The organism is Streptomyces sp. NPDC001407 (assembly GCF_042895325.1).
Lineage (GTDB): Bacteria > Actinomycetota > Actinomycetes > Streptomycetales > Streptomycetaceae > Streptomyces.
This window is the reverse complement of record NZ_JBIAWF010000001.1, coordinates 382,156-403,136: the sequence shown is the minus strand read 5'-3', so window position 1 is coordinate 403,136 and position 20,981 is coordinate 382,156. Positions and strand designations below refer to the sequence as shown.

The 20,981-nt window shown below is 70.0% G+C and carries 18 protein-coding genes and 1 riboswitch; of the genes, 8 read left to right on the top strand and 10 right to left on the bottom strand.

The genetic code is table 11. The features are described from left to right. The first annotated feature begins 83 nt into the window (after positions 1–83). Both ACFY1P_RS01810 and def read left to right on the top strand, forming a co-directional pair. Entirely contained in the window at positions 84–1,070 is a 987-nt protein-coding gene (locus tag ACFY1P_RS01810; RefSeq protein WP_116215906.1) for a hypothetical protein, read from the top strand. A gap of 71 nt (positions 1,071–1,141) precedes the next feature. Continuing rightward, a complete protein-coding gene (gene def / locus ACFY1P_RS01805) occupies positions 1,142–1,771 on the top strand; it encodes a peptide deformylase (protein ID WP_361535538.1) in 630 nt (209 codons plus the stop codon). A gap of 308 nt (positions 1,772–2,079) precedes the next feature. Here def and ACFY1P_RS01800 read toward each other — a convergent pair whose 3' ends face one another. The 7 genes from ACFY1P_RS01800 to cutA all read right to left on the bottom strand — a co-directional run bounded on the left by ACFY1P_RS01800 (position 2,080) and on the right by cutA (position 10,706). Beyond that, positions 2,080–3,330, bottom strand: coding sequence for an RNA polymerase sigma factor (locus ACFY1P_RS01800; RefSeq protein WP_390749339.1), 1,251 nt, complete (start codon positions 3,328–3,330; stop codon positions 2,080–2,082). Between the two features lie 19 nt (positions 3,331–3,349). After that, positions 3,350–3,778 carry a YciI family protein gene (locus tag ACFY1P_RS01795; RefSeq protein WP_361534627.1) on the bottom strand — a complete coding sequence of 143 codons (429 nt, stop codon included), beginning with the start codon at positions 3,776–3,778 and terminating at the stop codon, positions 3,350–3,352. A 135-nt stretch (positions 3,779–3,913) separates the two neighbouring features. Continuing rightward, the gene (locus tag ACFY1P_RS01790) at positions 3,914–4,927 is read right to left on the bottom strand and encodes a ribonucleotide-diphosphate reductase subunit beta (protein ID WP_361534624.1); all 1,014 of its coding nucleotides are present in this window, start codon (positions 4,925–4,927) and stop codon (positions 3,914–3,916) included. Continuing rightward, on the bottom strand, positions 4,927–7,320 hold the full coding sequence (locus ACFY1P_RS01785; RefSeq protein ID WP_361534621.1) for a ribonucleoside-diphosphate reductase subunit alpha: 2,394 nt from the start codon (positions 7,318–7,320) through the stop codon (positions 4,927–4,929). Before ACFY1P_RS01785 ends, ACFY1P_RS01790 begins: the two co-directional genes overlap by 1 nt. A 157-nt stretch (positions 7,321–7,477) precedes the next feature. After that, positions 7,478–7,619, bottom strand: a riboswitch (cobalamin riboswitch). 429 nt (positions 7,620–8,048) lie between these two features. Continuing rightward, on the bottom strand, positions 8,049–9,674 hold the full coding sequence (gene mctP / locus ACFY1P_RS01780) for a monocarboxylate uptake permease MctP (protein WP_390749338.1): 1,626 nt from the start codon (positions 9,672–9,674) through the stop codon (positions 8,049–8,051). After that, a complete protein-coding gene (locus tag ACFY1P_RS01775) occupies positions 9,671–9,949 on the bottom strand; it encodes a DUF3311 domain-containing protein (protein ID WP_361533487.1) in 279 nt (92 codons plus the stop codon). The genes mctP and ACFY1P_RS01775 overlap by 4 nt, the downstream gene beginning before the upstream one ends. 433 nt (positions 9,950–10,382) lie before the next feature. Further along, positions 10,383–10,706 (bottom strand): divalent-cation tolerance protein CutA, encoded by a 324-nt coding sequence (gene cutA, locus ACFY1P_RS01770; RefSeq protein WP_361533484.1) that lies wholly within the window; start codon positions 10,704–10,706, stop codon positions 10,383–10,385. A 214-nt stretch (positions 10,707–10,920) separates the two neighbouring features. Here cutA and ACFY1P_RS01765 point away from each other — a divergent pair, with 214 nt between their 5' ends. Next, positions 10,921–11,466, top strand: a complete 546-nt coding sequence (locus ACFY1P_RS01765; protein ID WP_361533481.1) for a Uma2 family endonuclease — start codon at positions 10,921–10,923, stop codon at positions 11,464–11,466. 15 nt (positions 11,467–11,481) lie between these two features. Here the strand turns inward: ACFY1P_RS01765 and ACFY1P_RS01760 are convergent, their stop codons facing one another. Beyond that, complete coding sequence (locus ACFY1P_RS01760) at positions 11,482–12,258, bottom strand: GntR family transcriptional regulator (protein ID WP_361533478.1); 777 nt, start codon at positions 12,256–12,258, stop codon at positions 11,482–11,484. A 241-nt stretch (positions 12,259–12,499) separates the two neighbouring features. On the opposite strand from ACFY1P_RS01760, the gene ACFY1P_RS01755 reads away from it, so the two are divergent. The 4 genes from ACFY1P_RS01755 (at position 12,500) to ACFY1P_RS01740 (ending at position 17,150) form a co-directional block, all read left to right on the top strand. Beyond that, on the top strand, positions 12,500–13,774 hold the full coding sequence (locus ACFY1P_RS01755) for an extracellular solute-binding protein (protein WP_390749337.1): 1,275 nt from the start codon (positions 12,500–12,502) through the stop codon (positions 13,772–13,774). Between the two features lie 90 nt (positions 13,775–13,864). Beyond that, complete coding sequence (locus ACFY1P_RS01750; RefSeq protein ID WP_361533472.1) at positions 13,865–14,836, top strand: sugar ABC transporter permease; 972 nt, start codon at positions 13,865–13,867, stop codon at positions 14,834–14,836. After that, positions 14,833–15,663 carry a carbohydrate ABC transporter permease gene (locus ACFY1P_RS01745; RefSeq protein WP_390749336.1) on the top strand — a complete coding sequence of 277 codons (831 nt, stop codon included), beginning with the start codon at positions 14,833–14,835 and terminating at the stop codon, positions 15,661–15,663. Before ACFY1P_RS01750 ends, ACFY1P_RS01745 begins: the two co-directional genes overlap by 4 nt. 11 nt (positions 15,664–15,674) lie before the next feature. Continuing rightward, on the top strand, positions 15,675–17,150 hold the full coding sequence (locus ACFY1P_RS01740) for a glycoside hydrolase family 3 protein (RefSeq protein ID WP_390749335.1): 1,476 nt from the start codon (positions 15,675–15,677) through the stop codon (positions 17,148–17,150). Between the two features lie 440 nt (positions 17,151–17,590). Here the strand turns inward: ACFY1P_RS01740 and nagB are convergent, their stop codons facing one another. After that, a complete protein-coding gene (nagB, locus tag ACFY1P_RS01735; RefSeq protein WP_390749544.1) occupies positions 17,591–18,376 on the bottom strand; it encodes a glucosamine-6-phosphate deaminase in 786 nt (261 codons plus the stop codon). A 520-nt stretch (positions 18,377–18,896) separates the two neighbouring features. Between nagB and ACFY1P_RS01730 the strand changes: the two genes are divergently transcribed. Further along, complete coding sequence (locus ACFY1P_RS01730) at positions 18,897–20,366, top strand: PAS domain-containing sensor histidine kinase (protein ID WP_361524921.1); 1,470 nt, start codon at positions 18,897–18,899, stop codon at positions 20,364–20,366. A 322-nt stretch (positions 20,367–20,688) separates the two neighbouring features. On the opposite strand, the gene ACFY1P_RS01725 is transcribed toward ACFY1P_RS01730, so the two are convergent. Next, complete coding sequence (locus ACFY1P_RS01725; RefSeq protein WP_004937597.1) at positions 20,689–20,946, bottom strand: WhiB family transcriptional regulator; 258 nt, start codon at positions 20,944–20,946, stop codon at positions 20,689–20,691. Positions 20,947–20,981 lie beyond the last annotated feature (35 nt).

The following is a 20,981-nucleotide window of genomic DNA, read 5'->3' as shown; positions in this document are numbered from 1 at the left end:
TGGCAGGTTGTCGTCAGGGAGGACGGCGGCCGTCACCTGGGTCATCCGGCGTGGTCGCACGCAGAAACCGGCAGGCGGGAATCGTGAGGATCTTCGGCAAGGTACGGCATCGGCCTTCCGCCTCGTGGCGGCAGGCCACCGACCGTGCTTTCACTTTGATCGGCGACGGCCGGTACGAGGACGCGGGCGCACTGCTGACCCGTGCCGCCGACATGGAGCCGTGGCTGTCCGAGTCGTGGTTCAACCTCGCCCTGCTGCACAAGTTCCGGCACGACTGGGAGCAGGCCCGCGCCGCGGGGCTGCGGGCCGTCGCCCTGCTGGACCGTGAGGCGGGCGCCCCCGACTGGTGGAACGTGGGCATCGCCGCCACCGCCCTCCAGGACTGGCCGCTGGCCCGCCGCGCCTGGCAGGCGTACGGCCTGCGGGTGCCCGGCGAGGCCGCCCCCGCCGGTGAGCCGGTGGGCATGGAGCTCGGCAGCGCGGCGGTACGGCTCTCGCCGGAGGGCGAGGCCGAGGTCGTCTGGGGCCGCCGGCTCGACCCGGCCCGGATGGAGGTCCTCTCCATCCCGCTGCCCTCGTCCGGGCGCCGCTGGGGCGAGGTCGTGCTGCACGACGGCGTCCCGCACGGCGAGCGGGTCACCGCGGCCGGGCCCTCCTACCCCGTCTTCGACGAGATCGAGCTGTGGGCACCCTCGCCCGTGCCGACCTGGGTGGTCCTCCTGGAGGCCGCCACCGAGGCCGACCGGGACGCGCTGGAGCGGCTCGCCGCCGACGCCGGATTCGCCGCCGAGGACTGGTCCTCCAGCGTGCGGCTGCTGTGCCGCACCTGCTCCGAGAGCCGGATGCCCAGCGACGAGGGCGACGGCGAGCACCTCGACCCGCACGACCACAGCGAGCCGGGCCACCCCGGCCCGCTGGGCCACCGCACGGCCGGCTCCGGTTCGCTCTGGGTGCCCGAGCGCGAATGCGGCATCGCCGCCCCCGCCGGGCTTGTCCGGGGCCTGCTCGACGGCTGGGTCGCCGACAGCCCGGACACGCGTGAGTGGCGCGATCTCGAGGAAGTCTGCTGAGGGCGCCCCATGGCTCCCTTACACTGTACAGGCATCATTTTTTCGGGTTGTGAGAGAGGCGTAACGGCGGAATGGCGCAGCAAGAGACTCAGCAGCCGGTGAACGACGAGTTCACCGTGGACACCGAGGACTGCGAGGAGCGCGAGCTCGCGCACCGTGAGCGCGGCACGTCCCGCCCGATCACCGTCGTCGGAAACCCCGTGCTGCACAAGGAGTGCAAGGACGTCACCGAGTTCGACGACGAGCTCGCGCAGCTCATCGACGACATGTTCGCCAGCCAGCGCACCGCCGAGGGCGTGGGCCTGGCCGCCAACCAGATCGGTGTCGACCTCAAGGTCTTCGTCTACGACTGCATGGACGACGAGGGTGTCCGGCACGTGGGCGCCATCTGCAACCCCGTCCTCGACGAGCTCCCGGCCGACCGCCGCGTCCTCGACGACTCCAACGAGGGCTGCCTGTCCGTCCCCACCGCCTACGCGTCGCTGGCCCGCCCGGACTACGCGGTCGTCCGCGGCCAGGACGCCAAGGGGAACCCCATCGCTGTCGAGGGCACGGGCTATTTCGCGCGCTGCCTCCAGCATGAGACGGATCACCTCTACGGCCGCCTCTACATCGACCGCCTCTCGAAGCGGGACCGCAAGGACGCTCTTCGCCAGATGGCGGAGGGGACGCCGCGGTATCCGGTGGTTGCGAACGACTGATCGCGGGGCGGTGGGCTTTTCCCCTACCCGCCCCTTCCCGAAACTGGGGCTTCGCCCCAGACCCCGCAACACGGCTTCGCCGCGTTGTCCTCAAACGCCGGACGGGCTGAACAGGGGGTCTGGGGGCTTGCCCCCAGTTTCGGGAAGGGGCGGGGCAGGGGAAGAAGCGCCGCAGGCGCCAACCGGCCCGCACTCGGGGGCTGGGGCGGAGCCCCCACGCGGTGGAGCCGCACATCAGACGCAGCCGGGAAGGGGCGGGGCTGGGGAAAAAGCCCGCCGCAGGCGCGACGGACCCGCAACCTACCCGGTCACGCGTCAGCGCAGCCGCACTCCGCCGCCCGCCGAAGCAGCAGAACCCGCTCCCGTTCGTTCCGCGTGAGCCCCGCCGCCCGCTCGAACTCCGTCCGGGCCTCCGCGAGCCGGCCCAGCCGGAAGAGCAGATCGCCCCGGACGCTCGGCAGCAAGTGATAGTCACGCAGCGCCGGTTCGGAGGAGAGCGCGTCCACCAAGGCCAGACCCGCGGAAGGCCCCTCGGTCATGGTCACCGCGACCGCGCGGTTGAGCTCCACGACCGGGGAGGGGACGCGTTCGGCGAGGGTCGCGTAGAGGGCGGCGATGCGGGCCCAGTCCGTGGCCTCCGCCGTGCGGGCCCGCGCGTGGCACGCGGCGATCGCGGCCTGGAGGGCGTACGGGCCGTGGGCGCCGCCCAGTTCCTCCGCTCGGGCCAGAGCGGCGAGGCCGCGCCGGATCAGCAGGTGGTCCCAGCGGCCGCGGTCCTGGTCCAGGAGCAGGACGGGCTCGCCCGAGGGGCCCGTGCGGGCGGCCGCGCGCGAGGCCTGGAGCTCCATCAGCGCGACCAGCCCGTGGACCTCCGCCTCCTTCGGCATCAGCGTGGCCAGCACCCGGCCCAGCCGCATCGCCTCCTCGCACAGCGCCGGACGCATCCAGTCGTCGCCCGCCGTGGCCGCGTAACCCTCGTTGAAAATGAGGTAGATGACCTCCAGCACGGAGGAGAGCCGGCCGGAGAGCTCGTCGGCGCCGGGCACCTCGAAGGGCACCTCCGCCGCGGCGAGACTCCGCTTGGCGCGCACGATGCGCTGGGCGACGGCCGGCTCGGAGGCCAGGAAGGCGCGGGCGATCTCGGAGGTGGTGAGCCCGCCGAGCAGCCGGAGCGTGAGCGCGACCCGGGCCTGGGTGGACAGCACCGGGTGGCAGGCGACGAACACCAGCCGCAGCAGGTCGTCCTCGATGGCGGCCGGCTCCGGGGCCTGCCACTCCGTCTCCAGGTCCTGGCCGAGCAGGGCGAGCTTGCGCGCGTAGGTCTCGTTGCGGCGGATCAGATCGATCGCGCGGTGCTTGGCCGTGGCCATGAGCCAGGCACCCGGATTGTCCGGGACGCCCGACTCGGGCCACTTCTCCAGGGCGATAATCAGGGCGTCCTGCGCGAGCTCCTCGGCGATGCCGAGGTCACGCACGATCCGGGTCAGCCCGGCGATCAGCCGTGCCGACTCCACACGCCACACCGCCTCGATCGCGCGATGGGTGTCGGAGGTCGTCACGACCACCCATCGTACGAAGTTACCGCCCCGTCTGCTTCCGCAGTTCCTCGCGCATGGCCGTCTCGCGCGCCGCGTCCTCGGCGCAGAGGACGTCCTCCGGGAAGTCGGTCAGCTCGAAGATCGGGCGGACCTCGATCTCACCGTCCTGGAAGGGCACCCGCCGGGCCCATTCGAGGGCCTCGTCGCGGTCCTTCACCTGGATGATCCAGAAACCGGCGATCAGCTCCTTCGTCTCGGCGAAGGGCCCGTCGGTCACGGTCGGCTTCCCGTCGGAGAACGCGACCCGCGCGCCCTCGGAGGATGCCTTCAGGCCATCGGCCGCGAGCAGTGCACCGGCCTTGACCAGCTGTTCGTTGTACTTCCCCATCTCGGCGACCATCTCCTTGGTCGGCAGTGCGCCGGCCTCGGACTCCTCGGTCGCCTTGACGATCATCATGAAGCGTGCCATCGCGCGTCTCCTGTCCAGGTGCGGGGCGGGACGCCGGACGGGGGTTTCCGCCCGGCCGTTCCCGGCCCTTCACCTATACGTCGAACGACAGACGCGCGGATCGACACGCCACACGAAGATTTTTTAGAACTGGTCTTAGAACTCGTCGTCGAAGGAGACCGAGCCCTCGACCGCCACCTGGTACGCGGACGCGCGGCGCTCGAAGAAGTTGGTCAGCTCCTGGACGTTCTGCAGCTCCATGAAGGAGAACGGGTTCTCCGAGCCGTAGACCGGGGCGAAGCCGAGGCGCTGGAGGCGCTGGTCGGCGACGCACTGGAGGTACTCGCGCATGGACTCCGTGTTCATGCCCGGCAGGCCCTCGCCGCACAGGTCGCGGCCGAACTGCAGCTCCGCCTCGACGGCCTCCTTCAGCATGTCGGTGACCTGCTGCTGGAGCTCGTCGTCGAAGAGGTCGGGCTCCTCCTGGCGGACCGTGTCCACGACCTCGAACGCGAAGTTCATGTGCATGGTCTCGTCACGGAACACCCAGTTGGTGCCGGTGGCCAGGCCGTGCAGCAGACCGCGCGAGCGGAACCAGTAGACGTACGCGAAGGCGCCGTAGAAGAACAGCCCCTCGATGCACGCCGCGAAGCAGATCAGGTTGAGCAGGAAGCGACGGCGGTCGGCCTTCGTCTCCAGCCGCTCCAGCTTCTCGACCTCGTTGATCCACTTGAAGCAGAACTGGGCCTTCTCGCGGATGGACGGGATGTTCTCCACCGCGTCGAAGGCGGCGGCACGGTCCTCCGGGTCGGGGAGGTAGGTGTCCAGCAGCGTCAGATAGAACTGGACGTGCACGGCCTCCTCGAAGAGCTGCCGCGAGAGGTACAGCCGCGCCTCGGGGGAGTTGATGTGCTTGTACAGCGTCAGCACGAGGTTGTTCGCCACGATCGAGTCACCGGTCGCGAAGAACGCGACCAGGCGGCCGATCATGTGCTGCTCACCCGGGGACAGCTTGGCGAGGTCGGCGACGTCCGAGTGGAGGTCGACCTCCTCGACGGTCCAGGTGTTCTTGATGGCGTCGCGGTAGCGGTCGTAGAAGTCCGGGTACCGCATCGGCCGCAGGGTGAGCTCGAAGCCGGGGTCGAGCAGGTTCTTCTCGGTGGAGCTCATTACTGGCAGGCCTCGCAGGACTCGGGGTTCTCAAGGGAGCAGGCGACGGCGTCCGCGTCCGGGGTGGCCTGCTGTACGGGAATGGTGGCGGCGGCACCGGCGGAGCGCGCGATCCGGGTGGCCGGGCGCGAGCGCAGGTAGTACGTCGTCTTGATGCCCTGCTTCCAGGCGTACGCGTACATCGAGCTGAGCTTGCCGATGGTGGGCGACGCCATGAAGAGGTTCAGCGACTGGCTCTGGTCCAGGTACGGCGTACGGGCCGCGGCCATGTCGATCAGGAAGCGCTGCGGGATCTCCCAGGCGGTGCGGTAGAGGTCGCGCACCTCCTTGGGGATCCACTGCATGTCCTGGATCGAGCCGTTGGCGTCGGTCATCGCGTCACGCGTGGTGCGGTCCCACACGCCGAGCTTCTTCAGGTCCTCCACCAGATAGGTGTTGACCTGGAGGAACTCACCGCTGAGCGTCTCGCGCTTGAAGAGGTTGGAGACCTGCGGCTCGATGCACTCGTACACGCCCGCGATGGACGCGATGGTGGCCGTCGGCGCGATCGCCAGCAGCAGCGAGTTGCGCATGCCGACCTCGGCGATGCGGGCGCGCAGCGCCGCCCAGCGGTCGGCCCAGCGCTGCTCGGCGTTCGGGTAGTGGTCCGGGTGCAGCACGCCGCGGGCGGTGCGGGTCGCGGACCAGGCCGGGTGCGGGCCGTGCCGCTCGGCGAGGTCGGCGGACGCCTCGTAGGCCGCGAGCATGATGCGCTCGGAGATCCGGGTGGACAGCTCCTTCGCCTCGGGGGAGTCGAAGGGCAGGCGGAGCCGGAAGAAGACGTCCTGGAGACCCATCAGGCCCAGGCCCACCGGGCGCCAGCGGCTGTTGGAGTTGCCGGCCTGCTCGGTCGGGTAGAAGTTGATGTCCACGACGCGGTCGAGGAACGTCACGGCCGTACGGACCGTACGGTCGAGCTTCTCCCAGTCCATCACCTCTCCCCCATCGCCGATGTCCCTGCCCAGGTGCTGCGCCAGGTTGACCGAGCCGAGGTTGCAGACAGCCGTCTCGCCGTCGTCCGTGACCTCGAGGATCTCGGTGCAGAGGTTCGAGGAGTGGACGACCTTGCCGGGCTCGGCCGTCTGGTTCGCGGTGCGGTTGGACGCGTCCTTGAAGGTCATCCAGCCGTTGCCGGTCTGCGCGAGGGTGCGCATCATCCGGGAGTACAGCACGCGCGCCGGGATCTGCTTGACGGCCTTGCCCTCAGCCTCGGCCTTGCGGTACGCGGCGTCGAACTCGTCGCCCCACAGGTCGACCAGCTCGGGCGTGTCGGCCGGGGAGAACAGCGACCAGTCGGCGTCCGCCTCGACGCGGCGCATGAACTCGTCCGGGATCCAGTGCGCGGTGTTGAGGTTGTGCGTGCGGCGGGCCTCTTCACCGGTGTTGTCGCGGAGCTCCAGGAACTCCTCGATGTCCGCGTGCCAGGTCTCCAGATAGACGCAGGCCGCGCCCTTGCGCCGGCCGCCCTGGTTGACCGCCGCCACGGAGGCGTCGAGCGTGCGCAGGAACGGCACGATGCCGTTGGAGTGCCCGTTGGTGCCCCGGATCAGCGAGCCGCGCGAGCGGATGCGGCTGTAGGACAGGCCGATGCCGCCGGCGTGCTTCGACAGGCGCGCCACCTGGTGGTAGCGGTCGTAGATCGAGTCCAGCTCGTCCAGCGGCGAGTCCAGCAGATAGCAGGACGACATCTGCGGGTGGCGGGTGCCGGAGTTGAAGAGCGTGGGGGAGGACGGCAGGTACGACAGGGTGCTCGTCAGCCCGTAGAGCTCGGCGACGTCCTCCAGGGCCCGCACCGAGTGGTCCTCGGCCAGACCGCAGGCCACGCGCAGCAGGAAGTGCTGCGGGGTCTCGATGACCTGGCGGGTGATCGGGTGGCGCAGCAGGTAGCGGCTGTGCAGGGTGCGCAGGCCGAAGTAGCCGAAGCGGTCGTCGGCGCCGTCGGCGAGCGCCTTCTCGACGAGCTCGTCGAGGCGCGCGGCGTGGGTCGTGACGAACGCGGCGGTGTCGTCGGCGATCAGGCCCTCGCGGTGGCCGGTCGCGACGGACGCGGAGAAGGAGACGGCGCCCTGTCCGGCGGCCTCCTCGGCGATGGCGAGGGTGAGCAGGCGGGCCGCGAGCCTGGAGTACTCGGGCTCCTCGGCGATCAGGCCGGCGGCGGCCTCGGTGGCCAGGGACCGCAGTTCGGCCTCGTCCGAGCCCGGGTGGCGGCCCCGCAGCGCGGCGGCGGCGACCTTTCCGGGGTCGGTGGCGGGCAGATCGGCGGTGAGGTCGGTCAGGGTGCGCAGCAGCGCGGTCCCGGGGCCGCCGGTCGCTTCCGCGGACGCTGAGACCGGATCGGCGGGCGCGATGGTCACTGAGGCTCTCCCTCGCTCGGCAAGGGGCCGGGCGGGTGGCGCGCGACGGGCGCGTACGGGCATGCCTGAAGCACCAGGGCATGCTCGTAGCGTCCATCGGCCCAACCCGCGAGGCCCGGACGAATACAAAACGCCCGATGCGGGGCCGGAGCGGCTCAGCGGTGGGCGTGCTGTCGGCAGGTACTCGGACTCCTGCATGCGTCATTACGGCATACATGCACCGTTGCGGGACAGTTCCGGATTTCCACCGGATTCCCCTGCGACGACAGCGAGGACGAGCATACATCTAGTGCTGGCCGTCGCATGCACCACCACATCTTGTGTCACGCGGTAATCGGGCGGGTCGGAATGTGCTAACAGGGCCTGCCGGTACGGGGCATGACGGAGGGCCGCCGGCGCCTTGTGCGGCGCGCGACGGCCCTCGGTGACCCGGTGGGGTGGACGGGTGTCCGGCGGGGCGTCTGGGGGTGCCTGGGGGTGTCCGGGGGTGCGCCTGGAGGGGGCCGGGTGGGTGCGGGTGCGTTGCGTCTGCGGCGGGGACGCCCTTCGGGCGCGTCCTCAAACGCCGGACGGGCTGGATCGCACGGACCGTAGTCCGCACCATCCAGCCCGTCCGGCGTTTGAGGACACCGCGCGAAGCGCGGTCAGGGGTCTGGGGCGGCGCCCCAGTTTCGGGAAGGGGCGGGGCTGGGGAAGAAGAAAGCGCCGCCCGCAGGGCGTCAATGAGGTCAATGCCCCCCAGGGGCCCCCGCCGTCGCCGGAGGCAATTCCTCCGCCACCCCCGGATCCCCCACATCCGCCGTGTAATCGGACGCCTTCGTCTCGTCCACCCCGTCCGGGACACCCACCGCCTTGAACACCACCGTGAGCACGACAGCGACAAGCACATTCAGGACGAACGCCGTAAGCCCGATATACCCCTTCTCCCCGATGAACGGAATAAGGTTCGTATTCCCGAAATGATCCTGAGTCGCACTGGGCGTGTCATACGCCCGCCACGTCCCGTACGTCATGCCGACCGCCCACCCCGCCAGCAGACCCCACCGGTGGAACCAGCGGGTGAAGAGCCCGCCGACGAGCGCCGGGACGGTCTGGAGGATCCAGATGCCGCCGAGCAGCTGGAAATTGATCGCGACCGTCTTGTCCATCGTCAGGACGAAGACCAGCGCGCCGACCTTCACCAGCAGCGAGGCGAGCTTGGAGACCTTGGCCTCGTGCTCGGGTGAGGCGTCGGGGCGGATGAAGTCCTTGTAGATGTTCCGGGTGAAGAGATTCGCCGCGGCGATGGACATGATGGCCGCCGGCACCAGCGCGCCGATACCGATCGCCGCGAAGGCGACGCCCGTGAACCAGTCCGGGAACATGTCCTCGAAGAGCTGCGGAATGGCCAGCTGGCCGTTCTTCACCTTGACGCCCGCGGCGATCGCCATGAAGCCGAGCATGGCCAGCAGGCCCAGCATCAGGGAGTAGAGCGGCAGGATCGTGGTGTTGCGGCGGATGACGTTGCGGCTCTTGCTGGAAAGGACCGCGGTCACCGAATGCGGATAGAGGAACAGCGCCATCGCCGAGCCGAGCGCGAGCGTCGCGTACGCCCATTGCGCGTCCGGACCGCTCACCAGTGAGCCGCGCGGTCTGCCCGTCGCCGGATTCTTCTCGGCGAAGGCGTCACCCGCCTTCGCGAAGATGTGCTCGAAACCCCCCAGCCTGATGGGGATGTAGATGATGGCCACGATGATCACGATGTAGATCAGCGCGTCCTTGACGAAGGCGATCAGCGCCGGGGCCCGCAGCCCGGCCGAATACGTATAGGCCGCGAGCACGCCGAAGGCGATGAGCAACGGCAGGTCCTTCATGAACCAGTTGGACCCGCCACCGACCCCGAGAACGTCCAGCACGGCCTGGATTCCGACGAGTTGGAGCGCGATGTACGGCATCGTCGCGAGCAGCCCGGTCAGCGCGAGGGCCAGCGACAGCCCCTTCGAACCGAACCGGCCGCGGACGAAGTCCGAGGAGGTCACATAACCGTGCTTGTGCGCCACCGACCACAGCCGGGGCAGGAAGGTGAACACCAGCGGATAACACAGGATCGTGTAAGGCACCGCGAAGAATCCCGCCGCGCCGCCCGCGTAGATGGCCGCCGGCACGGCGACGAAGGTGTACGCCGTATAGAGGTCGCCGCCCAGCAGGAACCAGGTGATCCAGGTGCCGAACGACCGCCCGCCCAGCCCCCATTCGTCGAGGTTGTCCGCGTTCTCCGCGCGTCGCCAGCGGGAGGCGACGAATCCCATCACCGTGACGACCAGGAAGAAGAAGATGAACACGGCGAGTGCCACGCCGTTCACGCCGTTCTTCACGCGCGCTCACCCGCCTTACGGATCCGCTCGTTCCGCTCGTGTCGGCGCACGAGCATGTAGGCGATGACGGTGAGCGCGGTCGAGATCAGCACCCACAGCATCTGGTACCAGTAGAAGAAGGGGATCCCGATGAACGCGGGCGTGAGCCGCGCGTAGGAATCGACCCAGAGCATCGCGACGAAGGGAATGGCGAGACATACTCCGGCCACGACCATCGGCACCCTCACAACGGGCCCGCGCCCGCGCTCCGGTGGCTCCATCGGTGGTTCTGTCATGACGGCGACTCCCCCCTAGGTGATCACTGCGTGATGCGCAGGAAATCTAGGTCAGCCTCCTGCTGGGCGTCACCCCCTGTCCGCATATCGGTATGGCAACGTCATCCAGCGGGCCTTGCCCGTACGTAGCCCTCCAGCGCGGCCCGAACGGCGCTCATCCCGCGCTCAGTTGCCGCCACCGCCCCGGAGGCGTCGCTTCCGGCTCGCTCCGTCCGGCAGTCACGGCACTCGGTCTCATCGGCGACGGGCCGGATCACGCGACCGCAGCCGCCACCGCAGGAGCGTAGGGGGTTGGGGCGGGGCGCGGGCTCGGGGGCGGACTCGGGCATCTTGCGCGTCAGCCGGTCACGGAGAATCCCGGCGGGGGAGTGCACGCGCTCGGGGGTTCGCCTGCCGGGAGGGGCTCTGCCCCGCTGAAGGGATCAGGCAGTGCTCAGCCCGCCGTCTCCTCCGTCACCCACCCCAGATACGCCGCACCGCCACCCACCACCGGCACGGCGACGACCTCCGGCGTGTCGTAGTCGTGGAGTTCCGCGATGCGGTCGCTCAGCCCGGATACGAGTGACGTCCGCGTCTTGAAGTCGATGCGCCATTCCCGCGCCTGCTCGACCTTGCCCTCCCAGTGGTAGACGGAGGAAACCGGATAGATCTGGGCGCAGGCGGCCAGCCTGGCGTTGATCACCTCGGTGGCCAGGTGGTGGGCCTTGGGCTCGGTGTCGGTCGTCGTGGTCACCACGGCGTGCTCGGGAGTCGTCATGAGGGCGAGCGTAGAGGGCGGCCGCCGGGCCGGTCGGCGGCCGGGGGGCACTCCGCCGGGCGCCGTGACCGGGTGCCTCGGCAATGACGCTGTCACGTCGGCTCGGGTTCGTGGCACGATGAATGATCCACCAGTGCCCGGCCTTCAGGCCCGTAGAAGCATCCCGCACCAGCCTCGCGACGTCAGCCGCTCACTGCCTGCCGAGGAGCACACGATGAACCCGCAGCGCTTCGCACTGCTCGAAGAAGCACGCCGTGCCCTGCCGGAAGGGTTCAAGGCGGAATTGTCCGGCGACCTCCTTGTCGTGCAGGCGCCTCCCTCGGCCGCCCATCAGCTCAACCTCAGCAAGATCCGCCGCCAGTTCGACGCGCACACCCCGACGGGGTACATCGACACCGGCAATACGGATCTCGCGTCCCCCCGGACGGCGAAGGTCCGCAATCCGGACCTGACCTATCTGCCCGGAGAAGCCATGGCCACCACGGACAGCAGCGTGGCCGCCGAGCTGGCGCTGATCGCCGTGGAAGTCGTCTCTCCCTCGAATCCGGAGAACGACTGGGTCGGCAAGCTCCGCGACTATCCCCTGATGGGAATCCCGCTGTATCTCGTCGTCGATGCCCGGCAGAAGACGGTAACGCTGTTCAGCGAGGTGGAAAACGGTCGTTACCGGCTGCGGGAAGACGCCGACTTCGGCGAAACCGTGCACATTCCCGAGCCGTTCGGGTTCATCCTCGACACCAGCGGACTCCGGCCCTACTGAGGGGCCTGGCCCCGGCTACTCCGCCGGCCTCCGCAGCCGTGCCACGAACTTGTAGCGATCCCCCCGGTACACCGACCGCACCCACTCCACCGGCTCCCCCTGCGCGTCCAGGGAGTGGCGGGAGAGCATCAGCATCGGGAGGCCTACGTCGGTGCCCAGGAGGCCGGCCTCGCGGGGGGTGGCCAGGGAGGTCTCGATGGTTTCCTCCGCCTCCGCCAGGCGGACGTCGTAGACCTCGGCCAGGGCGGTGTAGAGCGAGGTGTACTTCACCAGGCTCCGGCGCAGCGCCGGGAACCGCTTCGCGGACAGGTGGGTGGTCTCGATCGCCATCGGCTCGCCGCTGGCGAGGCGCAGGCGCTCGATGCGCAGGACGCGGCCGCCCGTGGTGATGTCGAGGAGCGAGGCGAGCCGGTCGTCGGCGGTGACGTAGCCGATGTCGAGGAGCTGTGAGGTGGGCTCCAGGCCCTGGGCGCGCATGTCCTCCGTGTAGGAGGTCAGTTGCAGCGCCTGGGAGACCTTCGGTTTCGCGACGAATGTCCCCTTGCCCTGGATGCGCTCAAGGCGCCCCTCGACCACCAGCTCCTGGAGGGCCTGCCGGACGGTCGTACGAGAGGTGTCGAACTCGGCGGCCAGCGTCCGCTCCGGCGGCACGGGCGTGCCGGGGGGCATGGTTTCGGTCATTTCCAGCAAGTGCCGTTTGAGCCGGTAATACTTGGGGACGCGCGCGACCCGCGCGCCGCCCGACGCGCTGCCGCCGTCCGTCGCATCCGCCGTACCACCGTCGGTCACCATCGTGTGCCTTCCCGACTCCGATCCTGCTGCTGTCACCGGCTCCTCCGTCTGTCGCGGTCACATCGTGGCACGGGCAGAGCCCGAGGAGCCCTGGCGCGCCCGGGCCGGCCTCGAGGTGTCGGTCCGGTAACGGAGCCGACAGCGACTCTTATACACCCTTGACACCCCAAAAGGTCTAGGCCAAGCTGCGGGCACTGGTCTAAACCATTAAAGACCACATTCGGTCCTTGAGGAGAGTGCTGTGAAGCGTGGGCTCATAGCGGCGACGGGTGTCGCGGCCATGTTGGTGAGTGTTGCTGCCTGTGGGTCCAGCGACAGTGACAAGGGATCGGACGGAAACGGTTCCAAGGACAAGAGCCTGACCGTGTGGTTCATGGACGGCTCGAACCCGCCCGGCTGGACGAAGTCGGTGCAGGCCGAATTCGAGCAGCAGACCGGCGCCAAGCTGAACATCCAGGTCCAGCAGTGGAACGGCATCCAGCAGAAGCTGACCACCGCCCTCTCCGAGTCCTCCCCGCCCGACGTCATCGAGATCGGCAACACGCAGACCCCCTCGTACGCCCAGACCGGTGGCCTCGCCGACCTCGGCGACCTCAAGAAGGAGATCGGCGGGGACTGGACCGAGTCCCTCAACAAGCCCTCCGTCTTCGAGGGCAAGCAGTACGCGGCCCCCTGGTACGCCGCCAACCGCGTCGTGATCTACAACAAGCGGATCTGGGCGGACGCGGGCATCAAGGACGTCCCGAAGACCCGCGACGAATTCTTCAAGGACCTGGACGCCATCCAGAAGAAGGGCGACGCCGAGCCGCTCTACCTGCCCGGCCAGAACTGGTACTTCCTCGACGGCCTCACCATCGGCACCGGCGCCGACCTGGTGAAGAAGGACGGCAAGAAGTACGTCTCCAACCTCGGTGACCCCAAGGTCTCCAAGGCCATGGACATCTACAAGCAGTACCAGGCGTTCAGCAAGGCGCCCAAGGACAAGGACGAGGCCACCCCGCAGCAGGCCGACATCTTCGCCAAGGGCAAGACCGGCGCGTTCATCGGCATGGGCTACGAGGCGCAGACCGCCATCAAGGCGAACCCGGCCATCGAGAAGGACCTCGGCTACTTCACCATCCCCGGTGAGAGCGCCGGCAAGCCCGAGGGCGTCTTCCTCGGCGGCTCCAACCTCGCCATCGCCGAGGGCAGCAAGAAGCAGGACCTCGCCAGGGAGTTCCTGAAGATCGCGCTGTCCGACAAGAACGAGGGCGCGCTGGCCAAGGAGGTCGGCAACATCCCCAACAAGGAAGCCCTGGCCGCGAACGTGAAGGGCAACGCCGCCGCCGAGGCCGCCGCCCCCGCCGCCGCCAAGAGCGGCGGCACCACCCCGCTGATCCCCGAGTGGGCCGAGGTGGAGAACGCCCCGAACCCGATCAAGGCGTACATGACGGCCGTCCTCAACGGAAAGTCGCCGGAGGAAGCCGCCAAGCAGGTCGAGGGCGAAATGAACAAGCGCCTCAGCAAGAAGCAGTGACCCGCCCGGCGGTGAGAGGGACCCTCCTCCCTCTCACCACCGCCGCGCGCACCACGCAAGACCGTTCCACAGGGGAGAAGGCGGACGACGATGTCAGCGCAGACCGAAGAGGTGGCGGCCGGGCCCGCCGCCCGGGGAAGCCGGGGCGGCGCACCGCCACCCCGCCGCGGCCGGGCCGCGGCGGGCGCCCCGTACCTCCTGATCCTCCCCGCGGCCCTCGTCACCGTGCTGCTGCTCGGCTGGACGCTGGTCAAGAACGGCCTGCTGTCCTTCCAGGACCTCGGCCGCCGGCAGCTGATCCGGCACCTCACCGAGTGGATCGGCGTCGACAACTACAGTGACCAGCTCGGCAGTTCCGAGTTCTGGAAGGTCACCGGGCGCTCGGTGGTCTTCACCGCCGCCAACGTCGTCCTGATCATGACGCTCGGCTGCCTCGTCGGACTGCTGCTCGCCCGCCTCGGCACCAAGCTGCGGCTGCTGCTCGCGCTCGGCCTCGTCCTGGCCTGGGCCATGCCCGTCGTGGCCGCGACCACCGTCTTCCAGTGGCTGTTCGCGCAGCGGTTCGGCGTCGTCAACTACCTGCTGGACAAGCTCGGCTGGCACTCGATGGCCGACTACAACTGGACCAGCACGCAGTTCTCCACCTTCTTCGTGGTCACCGTGCTCATCGTGTGGCAGTCGATCCCCTTCGTGGCGATCAACCTCTACGCGGCGACGACCACGATCCCCAAGGAGCTCTACGAGGCCGCCTCGCTGGACGGCGCGGGCAGCTGGAAGCAGTTCACCTCGGTGACCTTCCCCTTCCTCAAGCCGTTCTTCCTCGCCACGACGTTCCTCGAAGTCATCTGGGTCTTCAAGTCGTTCACCCAGATCTTCGCGATCAACGAGGGCGGGCCCGACCGGCTCACGGAGACCCTGCCGGTCTACGCGTTCGTCGAGGGCATGGGCAACCAGCACTTCGGCGTCGGGGCCGCGATCTCCATCCTCACCATCGTCATCCTGCTGGCCCTGACGGCGTACTACCTGCGCCTTGTCCTCAAGCAAGGGGAGGACGAGCTGTGAACCGCTCCCTTCTCGGCCGTGCCTGGCCCGGGGCGGCTGCCGTCGTCCTCTTCGTGGTCTTCGTCTTCCCCGTCTACTGGATGTTCTCCACGGCCTTCAAGGCCAACAAGGACATCGTCAGCGACACCCCCCAGTGGTTCCCGGCGAGCCCCACCTTCGAGCACTTCCGCAAGGCGGTGGACGCGGACGGCTTCTGGACCCTCGTCGGCAACTCCCTCACGGTGACGCTGGTGGCCGTCGGGCTGTCGCTGGTGATCGCGCTGCTCGCGTCGTTCGCCGTGGCACGCATGCGCTTCAAGGGCCGCAAGGGCTTCATCCTCGTGATGATGATGGCCCAGATGGCTCCCTGGGAGGTCATGGTCATCGCGTACTACATGATCGTGCGCGACGCCGAGATGCTGAACAGCCTCCCGCCGCTGATCGCCATCTACACGGTCATGGTGCTGCCCTTCACCGTGCTCACCCTGCGCGGCTATGTGGCCGCCGTGCCCAAGGAGCTGGAGGAGTCCGCGATGGTCGACGGGTGCACCCGCACCCAGGCGTTCATCAAGGTGATCTTCCCGCTGCTCGCCCCCGGCGTGATGGCCACCTCGCTCTTCGGCTTCATCACTGTCTGGAACGAGTTCCCGATGGTCCTGGTCCTCAACAAGGAGCCCGGCGCGCAGACGCTCCCGCTCTGGCTCACCAGCTTCCGCTCCACCTTCGGCGACGACTGGGGCGCCACGATGGCCGCCTCCTCGCTCTTCGCCCTGCCGATCCTCATCCTCTTCGTCATCCTCCAGCGCAAGGCGGTCGGTGGCCTTACGTCCGGCGCAGTGAAGGGCTAGCACTTACCTCCATGGACACGCTCACGCGGGACGCCCTCACGGTCCTCCAGCCGGGATTCACCGGCACCACCGCCCCCACCTGGCTGCTGCGCAGACTCGGCGAAGGGCTGGCCGCCGTCGGTCTGTTCGGCCGCAACATCGCCTCGCCGGAACAGCTCGCCGCCCTCACCGCGAGGCTGCGGGCGGAGCGCGACGACGTGCTCGTAGCCATCGACGAGGAGGGCGGCGACGTCACCCGCCTGGAGGCCCGTACGGGCTCCTCCTTCCCCGGCAACCTCGCGCTCGGTGCCGTCGACGACACCGCGCTGACCCGGGCCGTCGCCCTGGAACTCGGCCGCCGCCTCGCGGCCTGCGGCGTCAACCTCAACTGGGCACCCTCCGCGGACGTCAACTCCGACCCGGACAACCCGGTCATCGGCGTACGGTCCTTCGGCGCCGACCCGGCGCTGGTCGCCCGGCACACCGCCGCCTACGTCGAGGGGATGCAGGCCGCGGGCGTGGCCGCCTGCACCAAGCACTTCCCCGGCCACGGGGACACCGCCGTCGACTCGCACCACGACATGCCGCGCATCGACGCGGACCTGGAGACGCTGCACGCACGGGAACTGGTGCCCTTCCGCGCGGCCGTGGCCGCGGGCACCAAGGCCGTGATGAGCGCGCACATCCTGCTGCCCGCGCTCGACCCCGCGCTCCCGGCCACCCTCAGCCCGGCCGCGCTGCACGGCCTGCTGCGCGCCCCCGCCACCGAGGGCGGCCTCGGCTTCGACGGCCTGATCGTCACCGACGGCATGGAGATGCGGGCCATCGCCGCGACCTACGGCATCGAACGCGGCAGCGTCATGGCCGTGGCCGCGGGCGCCGACGCCATCTGCGTCGGCGGCGGCCTGGCCGACGAGGACACCGTGCTGCGCCTGCGCGACGCGCTGGCCGGCGCCGTGCGCTCCGGGGAACTGCCGGAGGAACGGCTCGCCGACGCGGCGGCGCGGGTACGGGCGCTGGCGCGCGACATCGCCCGCCGCCCGGACCCGGCCGCACCCGCCCCCGAGATCGGCCTGGTGGCCGCACGGCGCGCCCTGCGGGTGACCCGCGCGCAGGACTACGAACCGCTCACCGGGCCCGTGCATGTCGCGGCCTTCACCCCCGTCGCGAACATCGCCGTCGGCGACGAGACCCCGTGGGGAGTGGCTGCGGAGCTCTCCCGGCTGCTGCCGGGGACGACGACCGGTGCGTACGGGGCCGGCGAGGCGGGGACGGAAAGCGTCCTGGCCGACGCGGGGGCCAGGCGCGTCGTCGCGGTGGTGCGCGACGTGCACCGGCACGGCTGGATGGCGAAGGCCCTCGACGAACTGCTCGCCGCACGGCCGGACACGGTCGTGGTCGAGATGGGCCTGAACGCGGCGCCGCCGGTGGGGGCGCTGCATGTGGCTACGCATGGGGCGGGGCGGGTCTGCGGGGTTGCGGCGGCGGAGGTGGTGGCGGGGGGCTGACGCGTCCCGGCCGCGGGCCGGTTGGCGCCTGCGGCGGGCTTTGTTCCCCTACCCCGCCCCTTCCCGGCTGCATCTGATATGCGGCTCCGCCGCGGGGGGGGCAAGCCCCCAGACCCCCGAAGCACGGCTTCGCCGCGTTGTCCTCAAACGCCGGACGGGCTGGATTGCACGGACCGTAGTCCGCACCATCCAGCCCGTTGGGGGCACCTCTGGGGGCACCCCCGGACGGAGTCTGGGGGAGGTAGCTGGGGGAGTTTGAGGACTAGCGCCGCAGGCGCTGCGCGTCAGCCGACGTACCCGCACATCGGGGTCTGGGGCAGCGCCCCCCCACGCGGCGGAGCCGCATATCAGACGCAGCCGGGAAGGGGCGGGTAGGGGAACAAGCCCGCCGCAGGCGCCGCGGGCCGCACCCAGAGCCGCCCAAACCCTGGCAGGGGCGCCTACAGCCCCTGCCAGGCCGGCTTGTTGGCGTACGTGTGCCGGAAGTAGTCGGAAAGCTTCAGCTTCGACGCCGCGCCCTCGTCCACGACGACCGTCGCGTGCGGGTGGAGCTGCAGCGCGGAGGCCGGGACCAGCGCCGAGACGGGGCCCTCGACGGTCGCGGCGACCGCGTCGGCCTTGCCCTCGCCGGTGGCCAGCAGGACCAGGTGGCGGGCCTCCAGGATGGTGCCGATGCCCTGGGTGATGACGTGGTGCGGCACCTGGTCGATGTCGCCCTCGAAGAAGCGTGCGTTGTCGACGCGGGTCTGCTCGGTGAGCGTCTTGATGCGGGTGCGCGAGGCGAGCGAGGAGCACGGCTCGTTGAAGCCGATGTGCCCGTCGGTGCCGATGCCGAGCAGCTGGAGGTCCACGCCGCCGGCCTCGGGCAGCGCCCGGTCGTACGCCTCGCAGGCGCCCTGGACGTCCTCGGCGGTGCCGTCGGGGCCCATGAAGGAGGCCTCGGTGAGACCGAGCGGCTCGACGACCTCGCGCAGGACCACCGAGCGGTAGGACTCGGGGTGGTCGGCGGGCAGGCCGACGTACTCGTCGAGCTGGCAGACGCGGGCGCGCGAGGCGTCCACCGCGCCCGCGCGGACCTTGGCCGCCAGCGCTTCGTAGATGGGCAGCGGGGTGGAGCCGGTGGCCACGCCCAGCAGGGCGTCCGGCTTGCGACGCAGGAGCTCGGCCATGGCCTCCGCGATGAGCTCGCCGCCTGCCTTGGCGTCCGGGACGATGACAACTTCCACGCTGTGCCTGCCGATCTGGAGAGTGGGCTGTGGGGTTGTGGTATAGACCAATCTAACAGAGTGGGCTGTCCAGAAGATGCTTCCCCTCCCGGCCCGCCCGCGTACCGGGTGCGGGGCCGGGCGGGCCCGTAAATACGGCCGTGCGGAGTTTGAGGACGGAGCGGGGCCGGGGATATCGGCGGGAGGCGGCGGCCGGTCGGGAGGGGCCGAGGGGGCGGCCACTACGGGCCGCGGCGCCTGGCCGGGACCCTCGGCCCGGTCGGCACCGCAGCCCGGAGCCGGCATCGGCGCACCGGTGGCGCGGGGTGTGCGGTCCCCGGGCGCGGTGCGGCCGATCGGAGGCTCCGGCGCGATCAGGGCAGAAGGTGCCGGGCCTCGATCCACCCTCCTGTGCGGGGAAGGCGGAAACTTTGCTTGCTCATTGTGGACTAGACCATTCGCCCGTGTCCATGCCCGCGCGGGCGACAGGCGGAACAAAATGAGGCCGCCGGGCGCGGGTAGGCTCACAGCCGTGCCCTCCATGAACGACCTCGTACGCCAGCACACCGCCCTGGGCGACTCCGACCTGGAGTGGCTCCACCTGCTGGTCTCGGAGTGGCAGTTGCTCTCCGACCTCTCCTTCGCCGACCTCGTCCTGTGGGTCCCCACCCTCGACGGCACCCGCTATGTGTCCGTCGCCCAGATGCGGCCCAACACCGGCCCCACCTCCTACCAGGACGACATGGTCGGCCACCTCGTGCCGCGCGGCCGCCGCCCCATGCTCGACGCCGCGCTCGACGAGGGCCGGATCGTCCGCGAGGGAGACCCGGAGTGGCGCGAGGAGGTCCCGGTCCGGGTCGAGTCCATCCCCGTGCGCCGGGAGGGGCGGGTCCTCGGGGTCATCGCCCGCAACACCAATCTGCTGACCGTGCGGACGCCGAGCCGGCTGGAGCTCACCTACCTCCAGAGCGCCTCGGACCTCGCCCAGATGATCGCGAACGGGACCTTCCCGTTCCCCGGTCAACAAGTCGACATGGACGCGTCCCCTCGTGCCGGTGACGGTCTGATCAGGCTCGACGCGGACGGCATCGTGCAGTACGCCAGCCCCAACGCGCTCTCCGCCTATCACCGCCTCGGCCTCGCCGCCGACCTCGTGGGGCATCATCTGGGCGAGACCACCGCTCAGTTGGCGCCCTCGCGCGGGCCGGTCGACGAGTCCCTCGCCAAGCTCGCCAGCGGCTGGGCGCCGCGCGAGTTCGAGGTCGAGGGCAGCGACGGGGTCATCCAGCTCCGGGCGATTCCCCTCAAACCCAAGGGAAATCACATCGGTTCACTCGTACTCCTGCGCGACGTCACCGAACTGCGTCGCCGCGAGCGCGAGTTGATCACCAAGGACGCGACCATCCGGGAGATCCACCACCGGGTGAAGAACAACCTCCAGACCGTGGCCGCGCTGCTGCGCCTCCAGGCCCGCCGGATCGGCTCCGCCGAGGGGCGCGAGGCGCTGGAGGAGGCGGTCCGCCGGGTCGGCTCGATCGCGATCGTCCACGAGACGCTGTCGCAGAATCTCGACGAGCGGGTGGAATTCGACGAGATCGCCGACCGCGTCCTGGCCATGGTCGCCGAGATCTCGCCGGGCCGGGTCGCCGGGCGGCGCACCGGGCGCTTCGGCATCCTCGACGCGGAGGTCGCGACGCCGCTGGCGATGGTGCTGACCGAGCTGCTCCAGAACGCGATGGAACACGGCTTCGGGCCGGGGGAGACGGGCACGGTCGAGATCACCGCGGTCCGCAGCGGCACCCGCAAGGACGCGCGCCTGCTGATCTCCGTCCAGGACGACGGCCGGGGCCTGCCGGAGGGCTTCGACCCCCAGCGCGCCGGAAACCTCGGACTCCAGATCGTGCGGACGCTGGTGGAGGGCGAGATGGGCGGCACGTTCGGCATGCTGCCGGCGCCGGGCGGCGGCACGAAGGTGGTCCTGGACCTGCCGGTGCGGGCGGACAAGCCGTAGCTTTGTGCGGCTCCTGGGTGCGGGTGCGTTGCCGGGTGCGGCGCCGTTTCGCCTGCGGCGGGCGGCCTCAATCGCCGGCCGGGCTGGATTGACCGGACCGTAGGTCTTGAACCAGCGGGCCGGCCTCAGCCATGTCAGCCCGTCCGGCGATTGAGGACGCGCCCGAAGGGCGCTCCCGCCGCAAGGCGGCAACGGGCCCGCACCGTGCAACGGCTCCGCACAACGCAAAGAGCCCCGGGCCTCGAAAGAGGCCCAAGGCTCAAAGCTATGCGCATCGGGGGGTACTGCGCGCTGCGGCTCGGGTGGCCGAAGGGGTGTCGGCTCAGGCGGTCGCGTTACGCGCCCGGTTGCGAGCGGCACGGCGCTTCATGGCGCGGCGCTCGTCCTCGCTGAGTCCACCCCAGACGCCGGAGTCCTGGCCGGACTCGAGCGCCCACTGCAGGCACTGCTCCATGACGGGGCAGCGGCGGCAGACGGCCTTGGCTTCCTCGATCTGCAGCAGCGCAGGACCGGTGTTGCCGATGGGGAAGAACAGCTCGGGGTCTTCCTCGCGGCAAACGGCGTTGTGACGCCAGTCCATGGCTGCTCCATCTCCTCGTTATTGCGGCTACGTTG